Annotated in this window: 8 protein-coding genes; 2 read left to right on the forward strand and 6 right to left on the reverse strand. The window is 65.6% G+C overall.

What is annotated here, in order from left to right; all coding sequences use genetic code 11:
- Window positions 1-37: 37 nt before the first annotated feature.
- Window positions 38-1,258, forward strand: a complete 1,221-nt coding sequence (locus tag MT347_RS12820; RefSeq protein WP_243501574.1) for an exonuclease domain-containing protein — start codon at window positions 38-40, stop codon at window positions 1,256-1,258.
- Between the two features lie 39 nt (window positions 1,259-1,297).
- Here MT347_RS12820 and drmC read toward each other — a convergent pair whose 3' ends face one another.
- The 4 genes from drmC to MT347_RS12840 are packed head-to-tail and all read right to left on the reverse strand — an operon-like array spanning window position 1,298 to window position 9,067.
- Window positions 1,298-2,008, reverse strand: a complete 711-nt coding sequence (gene drmC / locus MT347_RS12825; RefSeq protein WP_243501575.1) for a DISARM system phospholipase D-like protein DrmC — start codon at window positions 2,006-2,008, stop codon at window positions 1,298-1,300.
- Window positions 1,998-4,028, reverse strand: coding sequence for a DUF1998 domain-containing protein (drmB, locus tag MT347_RS12830; protein WP_243501576.1), 2,031 nt, complete (start codon window positions 4,026-4,028; stop codon window positions 1,998-2,000). The genes drmC and drmB overlap by 11 nt, the downstream gene beginning before the upstream one ends.
- On the reverse strand, window positions 4,028-7,741 hold the full coding sequence (drmA, locus tag MT347_RS12835) for a DISARM system helicase DrmA (protein ID WP_243501577.1): 3,714 nt from the start codon (window positions 7,739-7,741) through the stop codon (window positions 4,028-4,030). The genes drmB and drmA overlap by 1 nt, the downstream gene beginning before the upstream one ends.
- 60 nt (window positions 7,742-7,801) lie before the next feature.
- Window positions 7,802-9,067 carry a recombinase family protein gene (locus tag MT347_RS12840; RefSeq protein ID WP_243501578.1) on the reverse strand — a complete coding sequence of 422 codons (1,266 nt, stop codon included), beginning with the start codon at window positions 9,065-9,067 and terminating at the stop codon, window positions 7,802-7,804.
- Between the two features lie 44 nt (window positions 9,068-9,111).
- On the opposite strand from MT347_RS12840, the gene MT347_RS12845 reads away from it, so the two are divergent.
- Window positions 9,112-10,389 (forward strand): type IIL restriction-modification enzyme MmeI, encoded by a 1,278-nt coding sequence (locus MT347_RS12845; RefSeq protein WP_243501579.1) that lies wholly within the window; start codon window positions 9,112-9,114, stop codon window positions 10,387-10,389.
- Window positions 10,390-10,397: 8 nt separating this feature from the next.
- On the opposite strand, the gene MT347_RS12850 is transcribed toward MT347_RS12845, so the two are convergent.
- Window positions 10,398-14,456 carry a DNA methyltransferase gene (locus MT347_RS12850; protein WP_243501580.1) on the reverse strand — a complete coding sequence of 1,353 codons (4,059 nt, stop codon included), beginning with the start codon at window positions 14,454-14,456 and terminating at the stop codon, window positions 10,398-10,400.
- Window positions 14,444-17,575: a DISARM system SNF2-like helicase DrmD gene (gene drmD, locus MT347_RS12855; RefSeq protein ID WP_243501581.1), complete on the reverse strand. Its 3,132-nt coding sequence runs from the start codon at window positions 17,573-17,575 to the stop codon at window positions 14,444-14,446. Before drmD ends, MT347_RS12850 begins: the two co-directional genes overlap by 13 nt.
- Between the last annotated feature and the right edge of the window lie 108 nt (window positions 17,576-17,683).

Here is a 17,683-nt window from a genome sequence, read left to right on the forward strand (position 1 = left end):
GGATAAAGTGACCTCGATCAAGTTTGGGGGGCGCCATATGGGGCGAGGATTCGCAGTCATCGATCTCGAAACGACGGGTCTGTTTCCGCAGAAGCACGATCGCATCGTCGAGGTGGCGATCGTGCATGTGTCACCGACAGGAGTCGTCGAGGGGGCTTGGGAAACACTCGTCAATCCGATGCGCGACATGGGAGCGCAGCGTATCCACGGCATCAGTGCCGCTGCGGCCGCGCGAGCTCCGGAATTCGGTGCTCTCGCACCGTCCATCGCCTCGCTCTTGCGTGGCCGGGTGCCTGTCGCGCACAACGCGAGTTTCGACGCGCGCTTCCTGGGCCACTCCATGGAGCAATCCGGTCTGGTGTGTCCCGAGTACGAGTACTGGATGTGCACGATGCAGCTCGCGGGCACATTCCTGCCGGGCAATCGAAGTCTCGCCGACTGCAGCGCGGCGATCGGATATGCGATGCAGAACGCTCACCGCGCTTCGGCGGATGCTCTCGCTGCGGCGGCGCTCCTTCGCGCCTACATCGGCGCGGGTCACGATCCCGCATGGTGGGACGGATGGCTCGCGACCCCGGGGGAGTGGCCGGGTGAGCCGTTCGATACGACAGCCTGGCTGGCGCGTACGGACGCCGACACGGCGCCACGGTCGGTTCTCGAGCGGTTGCATGTGAACGTCGCGACCGATGCCGCCATCGACGACGGCGCATTGAATCTCGATTACCTCGCTCTGCTCGATCGCGTCCTCCTCGACCGGTACATGTCCGCGACAGAGACCGACGACCTCATTCGATTCGCCGCGGAGCTCAATCTTCCGAGCACGGCAATTCGCCGCATCCACCGCGCCTACTTCGACGGGTTGGTTTCGGCGGCCTGGGCGGACGACCAGCTCACCGCTGACGAGTGGGCTGATATCCAGAAGATCGGTGGCCTGCTCGAGATCGACGCGAAGACGATCGCCGGCGCCGCTTCGAAACCGGATGCCGCGGCACCGACTCTCACCACCGGCTTCCGCCTGTCACCGGGCGACACCGTCGTCATCACCGGCGAAACGCGCCGAGATCGAGGGGCGTGGTTCCAGATACTCGCCCAGCGAGGTCTGATCCCGAAGGACAGCATGGTGAAGAAGGCGAAGGTGCTCGTGGCCGCCGACCCCGACTCGATGTCGGGGAAGGCGAGGCAGGCGCGGGCGTGGGGGATTCCAATCATCACGGAGGACGGGCTGGAGAGGTTGATGGGGCTGGTCGCTGTCGAGTAGCGGTGAGCGACCACCTCGCAACGACGCGACGGGTGCAGATCACGCGTCGATGAGCTCGTAGAGCGTCCCATGCTTGCTCGTCATCATGGCCTCGACAGACGTGGCGAGGGCACCGTCGCGGACAAGAATGCCGAACTCGACGTTGCGGTTCTCGGCTGAGTAGCTGAAGTTCGCACTGGTGATCAGGAGCAGCTCGTGGTCGACCACGATGAACTTCGCGTGGCTGACGACCAGCTTGCCGCTCGACAGGACCGCTGACCGGTACACCGTGGCTCGTCGGAGCTGCGTCTTGATCGTCGTGGCGTCAGCGACCGCAGCGTCAACGTAGACGGTGACGACGACGCCCGGCTGCTCCGAGGCCGTCTTAAGCGCCGTCCACATCCGAGATGTGTCCTGGAAGTTGTAGGTCGCGGCCGTGACCGATTGTCGTGCAGAACCGATGATGCGGTGGAACTCGCTGGTCAGGCGGCCCATGTTGGCTTCGTTGCCAGGCATCGTCCATACCGGAACCAGCTCACGCAGGACAGTCTTGGCTCCGGCAATGGCACGCAGCACACTGACGGAACGTTCGCGGTCGCCAGGCCCAAACCCGCAGGCGGCGAGGAGTTCCTTCGCCTGGTCGCGTCGGCTGATCGCTATCTCGCGCACGGCAACGATGGCTGGCGTACCGACCTCGAACCGCAGCGCGAGCCGTTCCGCTTCAGTGGCGGTCAGAAAGCTGCCGAGTTGGTTGAGCGGGTCAGAGGCCATGGATGCTGCCGAAGAACCCGGGGACGACCGGGCCGTTCGCGGTCGGGAGGTCGAGGAGGAACCGGCGATCCAAGAATCGGTTGGCCTTCTCGCAGGAGGTCTCCGAGGCGAAGGCGCAGGTGTGGCAGGCCGCACCGTGGAGGAAGTCCTCCGGGTCCGATGGGGTGCGTTGGGCGCAGACCGGGTCGGAGGAGCACCGCGTGGCCCGGCGCAGCGCCGCTAGCACGATGCTCTGGAGTTTTGCCGGTTCCGACAGCGCCACCAGACCTCCGAGCGTTCCGTCGCTGTCGGATGCGGTCGTACAGATGAGCAGCCCCGCGGCCGCCTCACGCCCGGGCTCTTCCCGCCAGGCGAAGATGCGCTCGGTGAGACTGGCGGCGCCGTAGCCGGAGTACATTGCCATCTCGCGAATGAGGATATGCGACAGCGTGTGGACGAGCCAATACCGGGGACCGGGCAGTCGGGTGTCGGGATTGACGGCGGCGGCGGTCTCGGAAAAGCGCCGAGCGAAGTTGCGACGGTGCGCCTCGACGTGGGCGTCCCACAGCGGGGTGGACTCGATGTGTCGTTCCCACTGCTCGACGGCGTCGAGGTCGAGTTGCAAGAATATGCCTTCGCCGCGGTCTTCGGTTGCAGGTACCCAGGAGGGCTTGCCGTTCCGGGTGAGTTCGACCAGGCGTGAGGCGACGTCGTTGACCCGGTCCATCTCATCGAGGCGGGTGAAGCCAAGCACCGCATTGACCTTCTTCATCCGGTTGACTCCGACAACGCGGTGAATGCGCGGGTGCAGATCCGGGCCGCGCTGCATCTCGGTGACCATCAGCCCGGTGTTGTTCTGCTGTTCGGGGAACAGCGTCGGCTTCTGGAGGTAGCGCCACTCGGGGATGAGCAACTCGATCGGGTCCCAGTTGGCGCGGCGCTCCTCTCGGTCCGCCTCGGACTCAGGCGGTGCGATCACGTCTGCGATGGCAGTTGCGATGTCGGCGTCGGTGAGCCCGGCGACGTCGATGTTGCGCGCCCCAGCCAGGGCGCGGATCACCGCGATCTGGTCGGCGAACTGCCGGATCTGGTCGATGCCGAGTTCGACGCGGAGATGGTCGGCAAGTGCTTCCTTCTGTTCGGCGTCCGAGCGCGGCATGACGATGATGCTCTGCGTTGAGGGGAACCACAGGTTCGAGGCGCCCATCATGATGAGCGCGGGCTGCGCCTTGCAGCCGGGAAAGAACGCGCCGAGGTGGGGATGGCGTCCGCGGCACGTCTGGGGCAGTTTGAGCCGCCCCTTCACCCCTTGGGCTTCGGCCATGCCGCGTGTGGCGTTGCACGACTGGCAGATAACCGTGGAGCCGACGCTCTTGCCGACGTTGGCGTCGCGCATCTTGAGGTCGGGGTTCTCAGCATTCGGGCACTTCTGACCCCGGTGAACCCAGGGCGTGTAGGGAAACTCGTCGAGGTGTCCGTTGGTACAGGTGAGCAGGTGCTGTGCGGGTACGGCCGGACTGCCCTCGCGGCGCCCCCGTCCGCCGCGGCCAGGGCAGGGCTTGTGGGTGAACTGGGCGAGGTCTGGCCGGAACGGATGCGTGTTCGTGTAGGTGAACCGGGTGAGCGGGCCGAGGTAGTCGCAGCCGGTGCATCGGAACCACTGCGGGAACACCCGTGCGGGCAGGCCGAGGTCCGACCCCTCGGTCGACATCGAGCCCTTCTTGGGCTGCCACGGGAACGGTCGCAGCGCGTCGACCTGGGGGCCGAGGTGCAGACGGACGACGTTGAGCAAGCGCGGTTCGAGGATTGTCGGGACGACCTCGCGGCGCTTCCAGATCGGCTCCCAGTCGTCGAGTCCGGCGGGCATGACCGAGAAGTTCGGCAAGTCCATGATCGCGCCCGGACCGTAGGTGTACAGGAGCGAAGAAGGACGCGCGGACCCGACCTTGGCCCGATTCTTCGCGAGGCCTTCGTCCGCGTCGCCGAGCGGGTCGAGAGCGTCGTTGTTGTCGGCCAACGGCGCGGTGGTGGTGTCGGTCATTAGTCGTCCTCCTCGGCGGGCAGCGCCCAGTTGTCAACGCCTTCGGGAGTTCTCGCGAAGAGTCGGTCGGGCACGGGCGAGACGAGAATGTTGATCTCCGGCTGCACCTCGCGCATCGAGTTGGCGATCACAAACGGCGCCTCACGGGAACTGCCGACGTTGGCGCGGTGGTTCTCGGGGCTGACAATGAGCGGCAGGTACTTGTCGCCCTCGCCAGTGCGCTCGTAGACGAGATTCTGGTGCCGCTCGCTGGCGTACCCGGCGCGGCTTGTCCACCGGTCGACCCGGTTCGTCAGCAGGTCGCTGGCCTTCTTTGTGAGGTCATCGTCCTGGGACGCGGCGAGTATCCGCGCCTTCAACCGGTCGATGATCCTGACGACTGCGGGATGCTGCGAGGCGATCTTGCCCGCCTCACGCTCGGGCGACAGACCGTCGGCTACGGTCGCCTGGGCGACGCGCGCGGCGCTAACCAGTACCCCGTCGATGCCTCGCTCCAGTGAAGTCGGCGAGAACGGCGTGACGGAGAGCGCCTCGACCTGCTTGTAGAAGGTGTCGTGGTAGTGCCGGAACTGCTCGAAGTGGGCCAGGTCGCGTGGCCGTGCCCAGTTCCCGAGCGACACGACCAGCCCCGGGCGTGCCGCGTCGCGGCCGACTCGCGACGACGCCTGGATGTACTCGGCGGTGTTCTTTGGCTGGCCGATCACAAGCATGAGTCCGAGGCGCTGCACGTCCACGCCCACCTGCAGCATCGATGTGGCAAGGACGACGTCGAAGGGCGCGTCCCCGTCGCGCTTGGGCGCCGCCTTGTCCTCTCGGCGCAACGCAATCCGCGCCTGGAACGCCGCGGTCGTGTCATAGCCCTGGTCGAACTCGAGCCCGAGCTTGTCGAGGGTCTTGCCGATGTCGGCACCCGAGATCCGTGACGTCAGCTCCGCCACGTTGAGGTTTCCGAACGCGGTGCCATACCGCCGCGGGAAGCCCGAGTCGCGACGGGGGTTGCCGACCCGCGTGCTGACGTCATCATCGACGTAGCGGCGCATGCCGGCCAACTCCCGGGTGGCGTTGAAGTACCCGACGAGAGTCATGTACGGGTCTGCCTCGACGCCGGTGCGGTCGAGCAGCAACTGGCTTGCGAGCAGCAGCACCTCGGCGAGGCGAATCTCGGCGCTCGACAGGCGAACACCAGGAGCGTTCACGCCGATGTAGCGACGACCAGGGTTCTGCGCGGAGACTTCGACTTCGCGCGAGAAGAAGGTGTCGGCGACGTCGAGCACCTGCGGCGGGAAGATCTCGACCTTGCGGCCGTAGAGCTGTCGTACCTGCTCGACCGCGTTGCGTACGGTGGCAGTCGAGGCGACGATCAGCGGCTTGACCGGCTTGCCCTCGGGCGTCTTCCACGAGCACAGCGTCTCGACGGCGACCTCAAACAGACCAACGGCCGTGCCGAGCGCCCCGGTGATGAGGTGCAGCTCGTCCTGGATGATCAGGTCCGGCGGGCGCAGTCGGCCGACGGGCATGATTGTCGCGGCGGGATGGCCGTTGTTCGCCGGGTGTGACTGCACGGTGCAGCCGGTGTAGTCGGGGTGTACGTAGCCGTGTCGCCCGCAGCGTCTGCTGACGAACCCGAACAGCGAGGCGGCCTCGCCCTCGCGCGCGAGCCGGGCGAACTTGTCGACGGTCGCAATGACGAATGCCGGCGCGAGTCGGTAGATCTCCTCGTCGACGGTGAGCACCGGAAGTCCCTCAGGAACGCCGCCTCCCTTGGAGAATGGGCACCGGCCCAGCTCGTCACCGCAGTGCACGAACACCCGACGACTGGTGGCGTCACCCTTCACGTTCGCTGGGGAAATCTCGGTTCCGCACCACGGGCAGCGCTGAATCTGAAGGACCGTCAGGCGGTGCGAGGCACCGTCGTTGACCTTCTTGAGTTGCTCGTCCGCTTCCTCGAACCGCTTCGGACTGACATCGGTACCGACCCAGAGGCCGATGCGGAACGGTTCGGTACCCCAGGCCTCTTCGTCCTCGCGGCGGGCGAGTTCGGCGGCGCAGACGAGTGCGGTCGCACGCTGGAACTGCTGCGCCGTCAGCAGGCGCAGCGTGTAGCGCATCAGCACCGACACGCCGTCGCTGCCGTTCAGAGCGCCGTCCGTCGACTGCACGACCGCCTGCCGACGGCGGATCGCGAACGTATAGGCGGCCAGGCCCAAGTAAGCCTCGGTCTTACCACCACCAGTCGGGAAGAAGAGCAGTTCCACGCGGGCCTGGTGCTCCGCGCTGCGCAACGCGGCCGTCGGTTCGGTCAACGACCCGAGCTGCATGAGAATGAACGCGAGCTGGAACGGACGCCACGCCGCGACCGGTTTTCCGTCACCCTCGGCCGATTCAAGGTCCTGCCGCGCCTGCGCGATCGGCACCGCCGAGTCGGACTTCCGCGCTTCAGCGACCTGCGAAGCGAGGCGCTGATCGCGCATAACCCGATTCATGAACTGGAAACACTGAAGCCCAGTTACGTCGGAGGCGACAAACTCCAGCCCGTCAACGAGACGCTGGTGCGCCTGCCGCGCCTCCCACAGCACCACGTTGGCGATCTCCTGCAAGTGCTCGGGAAGCTGCGCCGCCACCCCTTCCTGCCGGTCGAGCCACGCCCCATAGCCGGAGACCAAGGGGGCAAGCCCGCCGCGCAGCTCGTCAGCACCGGCAGCAGCTAACTCCTTCATCGACAGCGTTGCACCCTCGACCTCGCCAGCCCTGGTCTGCGGAGTCTCGGCCTTCGGCAACCATGTCGTCGACACCGACGTCGCGCGCCGCGAACCCTTGCGCACGACCCAGTCGGCCGAGCAGGTGCGGCCGATTGCGAACTCGAGCCGGTCCTTGTACTGGAGGTCGAGCCGCCACACCTCGTCGTCGTGCTCGGGCCAGACCTGTTCCAGCGCGTCTCGCACCGGAAGGAAAGCATCGGTGCCACCGGCGTCGATGAGGAGCTTCGTTTGGAACATCCACATGTTCGACGGGATAGGGAGTGGCGTCTCGCGGTCGTTGCACAGCGCGATCTCCACGAGCACCCGACCATAGTCGGCGTCGTCGTAGCGATCGATCCGCAGGCAGATGGCATCGCGCAACGCAACCGTCTCGGTGCGACCGGGAATGAGCGCCGCGAGAGTGATGGTCCGGGTTTCCTCGATCGGCGTGCGCTGGTACTTCCGAATGGGACGTCCGGCCTTCGACACCTCCTTGGTCTCGACCGTCTCGTAGGTGCCCCACGACGCCGTGATGTCGAACGACTTGAGATCGCTGGGCACCTGAAATCGCAGCCCCATCGATGCCGGGATCATCAACCCCTGCTTGGGTGCTCGATCCTCGACATCGTCCTCTTGGGCATCCGCCTCGTTCTCGTCGGACGCAACCGTCGGGACTCCGCGCCCTTCGGTCACACCGTCCTCGTCGAGACGCACCTCGGCCAGGTCGTCGGCGTCGTCCTGGTCCATCCCCGATCCATCGGTGGTCGTGAGCTTGACCGGCGCGATCAGCCCGACGAGGTACATCTGCTTCGGGCTGAATGGCAGCAACTCCTCCTCGCCGTGGATCGGTCCGAGCAACTCGCGTTCCAGGATGTCCACGAGGTTCTCTCGTACGCCGAAGGAGGTGCCATCGGTCGGGAATTTGAGCACGTAGCCCGTGTCTGCTGGGGTGGGCGCGTCCGTGCTCTCTGCCATGGGCACCAGTCTGCCGCAGACCGCCGACGCTGATCTGTCTTGGCCGCGCCGACGTGGCCGCTACGACGACCACGTCAACTGAACTCGGTCTTCGTCGAAGTAGCGGCCGACGACTCCGCGTCGAATGACCAGCTTGTCCAGCTGTGAGACGAGCACCGCGCGTCGCGCCAAGTCGTCATAACCGGCGCGCGTCCATGCCTCGTTGACCGCGAGGTCGCCGATGAGTTCGTTCGCGCGCTCGATCAGGAGCCGGTCGATCAGGTAGGCGTCGAGCGCAGTGCGTCCGATCGTCTGGCGGCACTTCGGGCAGTAGAGCACGGGTCGCTTTTGGTTCGTGCCGCGGCAGAGGTATACCGCGCACTCATCGCATCGAGCCACGCGCGACAGGAGCGCGCTCGTGGACTGGCGCTCGGCCTTCTTGCGGGCTTGAGGCACAGCCCGGGCATCGAGCAGCCGTTGCAGGGTCGCGAACTCCTCGGTGGTGATAATGGCGAGCGCCTGGCTGACGGCTGGATGTCCTCGTTCATCGCGAAGCACGGCAAACGGGTCGACCCGCTTGGCGCTCTTGGCGCGGCCCGGGTTGTGCGGGGTCATCCCGGCCAGCACGGGATTCCGGAGCAGGCCGTCCACGGTCTGCCTGTTCCACCTCGTCCCGCCCGACGTCCGCTCGGCGCGGCGCGCGGGAAGCGGGGCTCCGCTGTCAGTGAGCCAGGTAGTGATCGCGTTCACTGCGCAGCCACTCAGCGCCTTGGCAACCGCCTCGGAGAGCCACCCGATGCGCTCGTCGTCCTTCGCCAGCACGCGGCCGGGACCGTCGGGGTTTGGGACGGACTGGTACCCATACGGGATGCCACCGCCCGGCCACCGGCCGTCCTTAAGGATCTGTGCGCGAGCAGCTCGTACCCTGGCGCGGATGGCTTCGGCCTCCATCTCGCCGAAGACGGCGAGCATGACCGCGAACGCGCGTCCCTGGGGGCTGGTCATGTCGATCGGGTCGTCGACGGCGACCAGGCCCGCGCCGCGCTTCTGTAGGGTCTCGTCGGCGTGAAGGAAGTCGAGCACCCGTCGGGCGAGCCGGTCGACTTTCCATATGACGACGGCGTCAAAGTCACGATTCGCAAGCAATGCCTTCCACCCGAGCCGTTCCTCCGGGCGGTTCGCCGTCGCCGAGACGCCGTCATCAACATACTCACCAACGACTTCCCAACCGCGGGCCTCCGCGTAACGTCGACACGACTGTAGTTGCCGTGAGATCGAGACGGACTCTTCCTTCGTGACACTAAGCCGGGCGTAAAGGACACATCGATGCACTTGCTTCAGATTCATCTCGCTAGTCCATCGGGCTTCCTCGACGGTGTGCGACCTCGCTCTTGCAGACGAACGGCACGCTGGGTCTGATTGCGACGAACACGGTCGCGCAGGGGGACTCGCGCGAGGTGGGGCTGGACGCGATGGTTGCCAACGGATTCACGATCACTCGGGCGATCCAGAGTCGGTCGTGGCCGGCGGCGAGCGCGAACCTCGAGTACGCAGCGATATGGGGTACTTATGCGCGCGTAAGTGAAGCCGTGCCCCGAGATGCCGATGACATGCCTGTCGCCCGCATCAGTACGCTCCTTGAGGCAGAGGGCCGCACGACCGGCAATCCCGTTCGTCTGCCGGAGAACTCGGGGATTGCCTTCATCGGGTGCTACGCGCTCGGCATGGGGTTTGTGGTCGAACCGGAGGAGGCGCAAGAGTGGATTGCCGCCGATGCCCGCAACGCTGAGGTGCTGTTCCCGTACCTCAACGGTGAAGACCTGAATCAACGCCCGGATGCGACCGCCTCTCGTTGGGTCATCGACTTCAACGACTGGTCCGAGGATCGGGCGCGCTCCTTCGAATCGCCGTACGAACGTCTGGTCGAGCGTGTCAAGGGTGAGCGTCAGCGCAAGAAGCCGGATGGCGAGTACGCGCTCCGCAAGCCGCTCCCCGAGCGCTGGTGGCAATACGCAGAGAAGCGTCCTGCGCTGCGCAAGGCGATTGCGGAGTTGTCTGAAGTGTTGGTCATCGCGCGTGTCAGCAAGACGGTCATGCCGCTCCGTGTCCCAACCGGTCAGGTGTTCCACGAGAAGGTAGTCGTTTTCGCCACCGACTCATATCCGACGCAGACGATTCTCTCTTCGAGTCTTCATCAATTGTGGGCGATCAAGTACGGCACCACACTTCGAAGCGATGCAACCTACACGCCCGACCTTGTTTTTGGATCTCTTCCTAGACCTGAGTCGACGGTCCGGCTAACAGAAGTGGGAGTGGCCCTGGACCTTGAGCGCCGCGAGATCATGAACCGCCGTGGAGTTGGCGCGACGAAGCTCTACGGCATGGTCAATGACGACACTCTTCGCGGCGATCGCGATATTGCGCGCATGCGCGAGCTTCAGGTCGCGATCGATGAGGCCGTCGTGTTCGCATACGGCTGGACCGACCTCGATCTCGACCATGGGTTCAACGAGTACCGGCAAGCTACTCGATGGACCGTCTGTCCTCGAGCACGCGTGGAACTGCTCGACCGGCTTCTTGAGGAGAACCGCCGTCGTGCCCTCAACCAGCAGGTACCCGGGGAAGTAGCAGACCGCGGCCCGGGGAACGAGATCACGCTGATTGACTGACGAACGGGTCAATCAAACAACGTGTCATGCGGCTCTGCCGATGCTTCGGCGCCGACGCTCGCCGTCTCTCTTGTCGAGGCCGCTCGTGAGTGATTCAACTCGAGGAGCCGGTCGAGGAGTTCGATTCGAGCCGCAGGGTCAGGACTCCAGCGCCGAACCTGCCGGTACGAATAGAATCCGTGCCGAAGCGGGAGATCCCATCCATACGCTTCGGCGGTTGCGTAATCGATCTCTACCTGAAGTTCCCGGATCCTCTCAACATCGGCATCTACGGTGCCAGGATCATTCACGAGGTTGTACAGCTTCGTCAGGCCAAGTCCACGCCTCATCATGATCTCACGACGCTCATGTTCAAGAGCTAGGCCAGCGTCGCGCAGTCGCTTGGTCAGCGCGGGCACGGGGAATGTGAGGAATACATCCGACGGCGAGTAGCTGAGATCATTCTTCATCGCGCCCGAATACTTGCGTGCCCAGAAGTAGTGCAGCGTGGAGGACAGCAACGCCAATAGCGCGCGACTATCAGACGCGAATACGACTATCTTGTGGCTTGGGACCACCCCGCGGGGGATGAGCATCGGCTGCGCAGTGTTGCTGACCTGCGCGAGGACCAACACTTCAGACAACTCCGCGATGGCATGGCGCATCGCGGGCCGAGTTCGCAAAAATTGCCACCACGGCGCGCTCGACACCGCCTTCGGCTTCCTCGCACGCTCGGGCTTGACCTCATCCCTCAACCGAGCGAAGGGCAGTGGATAACCGGCGGCCTCAGCCTCCGGCCGATCATTGAAGTCGATGACCCACCGCGAGGCGGAAGCGTCCGCGCGCGAGTTCAGGTCTTCACCGTTGAGGTACGGGAACAGCACCTCAGCGTTGCGGGCATCGGCGGCAATCCACTCTTGCGCTTCCTCCGGCTCCAGTACGAAGCCCATCCCCAGGACGATGCAACCCTGGAACGCAACCCCAACGTTCTCTGGCAATCGCACGGGGTGGCCCTCGGTCCGGCCTTCGGCTTCGAGCAACGTGCTGACGCGTCCGACGACCACTTCATCGGCGAATCGCGGTGACCCCTCGACTACTAGACCAAGGGTCCCCCAGACGGCTGCGTACTCGAGGTTCGCACTCGCCGCCGGCCACGACCGACTCTGGATCGCCCGAGTGATCGTGAATCCGTTGGCAACCATCGCGTCCAGCCCCACCTCGCGCGAGTCCCCCTGCGCGACCGTGTTCGTCGCAATCAGACCCAGCGTGCCGTTCGTCTGCAAGAGCGAGGTCGCACGCAGGAAGAAGTAGGCGACAAGGTCGGCGCTGCCGCGGCGTCCCTGTGCCAGCACGTTAACGAACCAGTCGCGGACGTTGGTTCCCATTGCGCCGGTGAGCTTCTGGCCACCAAGAAAAGGTGGGTTGCCGATGATGGCGTCGAAGCCTCCGTGATCGACCATGACGTCGGCGGCCTCGATAATCCAGTGGAGCGGCTGCCAGCGGGTGTAGTCGGTCTCGACAGTCGGCGTGAGTCCTTGATCGATTTTGGACTGCAGCCAGGTGGGGTCGGCTTCACCTCCCGCTCCGGGGTATGCCGTGCGCGCCGCCTCACGTAGATCTTCATAGGCGGCGTCGAGGGCGCGGCCTGGCTTGCCACCGAGTGCCAGCCCAGTGGCGACAACCCCGTCGGCAAGCTTGCGGAGGTCGGCCGTCACTGAATGGAGCTGGGCGAGCTGCCGCCGCTTGGCAGCCGCCGATCGCGCTGGGCTGTCGGCCGGCTCGACCGGGGACGCGAGGCCTTCCCGGAGCTCGACCGCGCGCTTGACGATCGAGTCGGTGTCGACCTGGAAAATATCGAGCATGCCCTGCTGGCGATTCGACCTTTCCGGGTCAATGTGCATGGCCCGAAGTTGCGCGAGGTCGGTGAGGCCGAGCAGAGAGTTGCCAAGGAACACCTTGTCGTCAACGAAGGAGAACGGCAGGTCGCGGTCGAGGGAGACGAGCCAAAGCGAGAGCTTGCACATCTCGATGGCCATGTCGTTGATGTCTGCGCCGTAGAGGCACTTGGCAACGATCTCGCGGATCGCGAGGGTGCGCAGGTCCTTGCGGCCCGCCCATGCGGGGTTGTCTGCGACCCAGGTCTCGACGAGGCGGTCCGCGAGGAAACGTGCGGCTGCCACGAGGAATGCTCCTGAGCCGCAGGCGATGTCTGCGACCTTGAGGTTGAGGATGTCGGCCGGTGACTTCAGCTTCCACTCGTCGCGGTTGGCGGTCTGGTGCGGGCCGGGAGCATAGACGAGGGGTTCGAGGGTGTATTTGACGACGTCTTCTGCCAGGGACCTGGGCGTGTAGTGCGCGCCGGCGTTCTTGCGCGAAGGCGTCTCTTTGACCAGGAGCGCACCTTCAAGGACGACGAAGGGGCGGTTGCGCAGGTCAAGGCGGACTAGGCCCAGCCAGGGCTTAACACGCTCGCGAAGGTCCAGGTCGTCGCCAACGGCCTGCGTGAGGGCGCTGACGATGCTCGGGTCGACTGCGGAGTCGATGGCCTTCGCGATGGCGGCCTCGGAGGAAGGCTTCGCGGAGGGCTGGTCGGCCTCGATCCAGGCGCGGATGGCCTTGGCGAGCTTCTTGCGGTCGCTGTTTGCGTTGGCGAGTTCCTCCAGCTTCTCCAGTGGGACTTCGGGCTCCTCTCCGCGAGTGCCGAGGATGCCAAGCACGACTTCGGGGGCGACTGTCGCCGTGTAGCCGAGCAGGCCCTCGTACATGTATCCGATCTGCTCCACGTCGATGTCGCGGAACGAGATGCGTCGGGCCTCGCCCTTGATCTCGGCATGCTGCACGGCCCGGAGGACGTGCAGCATGACGCGGTCTGAGACGGTCACGCCCAGGGGGCCTACGTCGCTCGTCGCGGTCAGGAACGGGAATCGAGCCGGGTCGAACAGCGAGCCACCGTACGCGGGCATGCGCAGGTTCTCGAAGGTCGCGCCGCGGTAGAGGGCGTTGCTGGTAGCCAGCAGCCGGTGCCAGGCGAGCGAGGTGGCGTCGAGGGCTTCTTCGCTCTCTGCAGACTCGCGGGCGACGAGCTGGGCGAGTTCGCGGGCGATGCCGTAGCCCTGGTCGAACAGCTCGCCCTGCGGCAACAGCCCTCGCTCTTCCGCGAAGAGCAGGAAAACCACGCGCATCATCACGGTGACGGCGGCCTCGTAGCTGTCGTGCGCGCGGTCCGGGAGAGGGTCCGGCAGACCGCGCCGCTTCGCATCGGCCGCCGACTCGGAGAAGGACTGGATGAGCAACTCCACCGCGCGGCGCACCTGGGCACCCAACGCCTCGGTGATCTCCTCGGCGGCTGCGACCGATTCCGCGAAGAGCACGGGGAGCCGCTCGGCGGGCTCACCTCCGATGAGATATTGGCGTCCGACCAGGGCCAGGAACGCATCGCGGGTGCGCGGTTCCTCGGTCCACGTGAGCGCATCGACGATGCCGGAGGCTGCCATCGCGCTCTCGCGTGCGCAGACGAGCCCCCACCATCGGCCGTCGGTGACGATTCCGATTGGCACCCTGCTCTCGCGCAGCATCGCCTCGACGCGATCAACGGGGTTGGCCGCCCACAGGTCGCCCGGCACTTCGCGGAGCGAGTCGACCGGGTCGATAACGTGCACGATCGCGCCGATCCTGTCATCTCCATTGAGGGAAGCTTGCGCGCGGACGGTTACCGCACGGTTTGGCGACTGCGCGGCGACGCCGGGGACGTCACCCCAGGTGAGCGACTCGGCCCAACCTGCGACGTCGCGCAGCACGGTCTCGACCCACTTGTCGCGGGCCGAGCGGTAGGCGTCCAGCGCAGTGTCGGATCCGTGGCTGCGGTCGTAGCGCTCCCAGGCGGACTCGAAATCCTTGCGAGCGTCGGAAAGGGAAGACTTGCGAGCCTTGGCGAGCTGCGGCATCCCTTCGGGCCAGACGCGCTTGAGCGGTGGGATGGCAAGGAACGGGCCCTCGATGTCGACGAGTTCGAGCCAGGCGCGGTGCAGGTCCGCGGCGCTCTTGGCGGGTCGGTTGCGTACGGATGGGCGCGCCATCAGTCGCGCCACCCGTCTGCGTCGTTCCGGGTGAGCGCGAAGACCACAGCTGCGGCGGTCGTGTGGGGTTTCACGTCGGCGTACCTGTCCTTGATCGCAGTGATCTCGCGAGCCTCTTCGTCATCGAGCTCGTCGAGGCGGCGCTGCATAGCTTCCCGGTCGCGTCGCCACTGGCGCTCCTGGTCGGCGTCGGTGAAAAGCTGGCCTTGCGCTTCGGTCTCCTCGGCGCGCAGCCGCACGAGGGAGTCGCGGAGGTTTCCCCGGAACGCGGCGAAGATCTCCCGTGCGCGTTGCACGTCGGCGGCCTCGCGTCGCTGAAGCTGCTCGGTCACCTGGGCCTGCTTCCGTTCCGCGCGCGCTCGCATGGATTCCTCCAAACGAAGGCGGAGCGGCGCGTCGGGCACATTCCACAGGTCGCAGAGCTGGTCACGCACGCGGTCGTCGGCGAGGGCGAGATCTTCCTGGTCGAGCGCGGTATCGAGTGAGGCCTCCGCTCGTTCCTCGGCCATCGCGCGTCGACCGTGGAGGCGGACACCGGCGAGGAACACCTCTTCGTGGAGTCGGACGCCGCCGCGGCCGACGAGCACCATGCGCGTTACGGCAGCGACGAAGGACTCCTCGAGGTCATCGACAACGACCGCGGTCACACGGCGCAGCGTGGAGTCGGTGCTCCACAAGGAGCGCCGCAGCAGACGCTGCGCCTTCTGAACGATCGGATGCCCGAGGTGCACGTACACAAGATCCGCTCGGCCGTCGGCAGCGTCAGGGTCGAAGGTGATCGGCCGAAGCACACCCGGGTCGAGTCGGGTGTCGAGGCCGCGCAGCGTGTCACGCCATCCGGCGGTGAGGCTCGGGATGGTGAAGACCTCGGCTTCGGTGTCCTGCGCGAAGTCATAGTTCGGTACGAGCGGCGACTGGTGGTTGATTCGCAGTGCGGTATCGACGACGCGGCGCAGGTTCGCTGGATCGAGGTGCATCTCGGTCCGGGACGCGTCGTAGCCCTGCTCCAGCTGCGTCAGGCGGGCGTTGAGTTCCATGCCACCTGCCAGCGCTTGGTTGATCACCTCGTTGGTGTCCACGCCTTTCAATGTCGCCTTCGTCGCGCCGCGCCTGCCGAAGTGGCCCTGGACCTCAGCGCCGACAACCTGGTTCACTGAGCCGAGGTCGTACTCCACCTGGGCGATCTTACGAGCGATGATCTCCATGAACCTCAGGTCCGAATCGTAGGTCGAGGACTCCTGTTCGGGCACGAAGTGGTAGACCTCGGGCTGCTGAGTCTGGCCGTAGCGGTCGATGCGTCCGATGCGCTGTTCTAGACGCGACGGGTTGAAGGGGATGTCGAAGTTCACCAGCCGGTGACAGTAGGTCTGCAGGTCGATGCCCTCGCCTGCGGCGTCAGTGGCGAGTAGCACTCGCACCTGTTCTTTGGACGGGTCGGCGGTGAACCGAGAGCGGACATACTCGCGCTCCTCAGGTGGGGTCAAGCCCTGGATGACTGCGAGTCGATCTTCGCTGTACCCCTTCTGCCGCAACACGCGAGTGAGCCACTCGACGGTGTGGGCGTACTCGGTGAAGACCACGACGCGCTCGTTCGACCAGAGCCTGCCGTCGGGGCGGCAGACGCCATCAAGGAATCTGATCAGCTGGTCGAGGCGAGAGTCTTCGCGACTCTCATAGCCCAGGCCCCAGTTCGCTAGGGTCTCAAGCTGCCCCGGTTCGGCGGCGCTGAGCGGATCGGACTCCTTGGACTCGCGGAGCTTCTCCGACTCGCCCTGCTCCCACAGGCCCTCTTCTTCGTCGGACTGCCCCTCGCCGAAGATGTCGTCGTACTCGTCCTCGGAGAGGCTGCGACTCGCCTTCGAGGCGAGGTAACTGCTCAGCGTCATCCCGAACGCGAACGGGCTCGAAAGGAAGCGTTTCTTCAACAGCATCGTCACGATGTCGCCGGTCGGCTTCGTGCCATTCAGTTTCGCGCTCCTCGTCACAACTTCATCGAGCAGGGCAAACATCCGCTGCTCGTCGTCAGCCGGATCGAACGGGATCATGCTGACCCTGCGCTTCTTGAATCCCTTCCCGGTCAAGTCGGTCTTCAGCCGGCGAACCGTCACGTCCTTGAGCGCAGTCGAGTCGAGGTTCGCGCCACGGGCGAAGCGACGGGGGTCGATCATCTCCATCAGCGCGGTGAACGACTCGGGGTGGCCGTTGTGCGGCGTCGCACTCAGGAACAGCCGGTGCTCGCACCTCTCGGCGAGCTGGCGCACCGCGACCGTGCGTTGGGTGTCGACGGCATACCCTCGTCCACCGGCGATCGCCGATGGGCTCGACGGAGCGACATGGTGCGCCTCATCGACCACCAGGATGTCGAACGCGTACCGACTGCCGGTCTTCGGATTGCTCGCCTGCGCGTACACGTCGCGGAGCAGGCGCTGTGCACGCACCTGGGGCAACCACGCCATGCTCACGATTACCCGCGGGAAAATCTGGAACGGGTTCGCCTGAAGCCCGTGCGTGCGGCGGACCTCAGCCATCAGCTCAGAGTTCACGATCGTGAACTCCAGGCCGAACTTCTCCCGCATCTCGTCCTGCCATTTCAGCGCAAGGCTAGGCGGACACACGATCACCGCAGTGCGGGCACGGTGCCGCAGAAACAACTCCTGGATGACAAGACCCGCCTCGATCGTCTTGCCGAGGCCCACGTCGTCAGCGAGCAGCAAGTTCGCACGCGGAGCCCCGAGTGCGCGGCGGAGCGGTTCAAGCTGATACGCCTCCACGTTCGCGCCGGACCAAAACGGGGCCTGGTAGCGGTTCGGATCCGCGCTCGTGACGGCGCCCCATCGCATCGCGTCGATGAATCCGGCAAGAGTCTTCGGTTCATCGAAGCCATCCGTGCGTATCACGTCGGGGAGCCCTTGAGCAGGCGTCACCGTCTGCCCGACCTCCAACTCCCACACGACACTGAGCTGTGCGCCGAGACTCCCCTCATCGAGCGACTGAAGGTCGACGACGTGGCTGAGCTGCGCGACTGCTTCGTCGGCGGGGCTACGCGGTAGGCCCTGCACCCGGACGCTCGAAACCGCCCATGTGCTCCCGCGGACCTCGACAACCTGTCCTGGGTCAGGAAGCGTGGGCATCGCGGCTTTAGCTGTCACTGGTGTTGCTCCCGACGGACGTGATCATGGACGGAATGTGCATAGCGCACACGGCTATACGGTCCAACTTTGCCAGCACTGCGGGTGTTC

The organism is Microbacterium sp. VKM Ac-2923 (genome assembly GCF_022815605.1).
In the GTDB taxonomy this organism is placed as follows: domain Bacteria; phylum Actinomycetota; class Actinomycetes; order Actinomycetales; family Microbacteriaceae; genus Microbacterium.

What these genes read in the sequence shown, in the direction of transcription:
- MT347_RS12820 (WP_243501574.1), top strand. Translation starts at nt 38, where the DNA reads ATGGGGCGAGGATTCGCAGTCATCGATCTCGAAACGACGGGTCTGTTT.
- drmC (WP_243501575.1), bottom strand. Translation starts at nt 2,008, where the DNA reads ATGGCCTCTGACCCGCTCAACCAACTCGGCAGCTTTCTGACCGCCACT.
- drmB (WP_243501576.1), bottom strand. Translation starts at nt 4,028, where the DNA reads ATGACCGACACCACCACCGCGCCGTTGGCCGACAACAACGACGCTCTC.
- drmA (WP_243501577.1), bottom strand. Translation starts at nt 7,741, where the DNA reads ATGGCAGAGAGCACGGACGCGCCCACCCCAGCAGACACGGGCTACGTG.
- MT347_RS12840 (WP_243501578.1), bottom strand. Translation starts at nt 9,067, where the DNA reads ATGAATCTGAAGCAAGTGCATCGATGTGTCCTTTACGCCCGGCTTAGT.
- drmD (WP_243501581.1), bottom strand. Translation starts at nt 17,575, where the DNA reads ATGCCCACGCTTCCTGACCCAGGACAGGTTGTCGAGGTCCGCGGGAGC.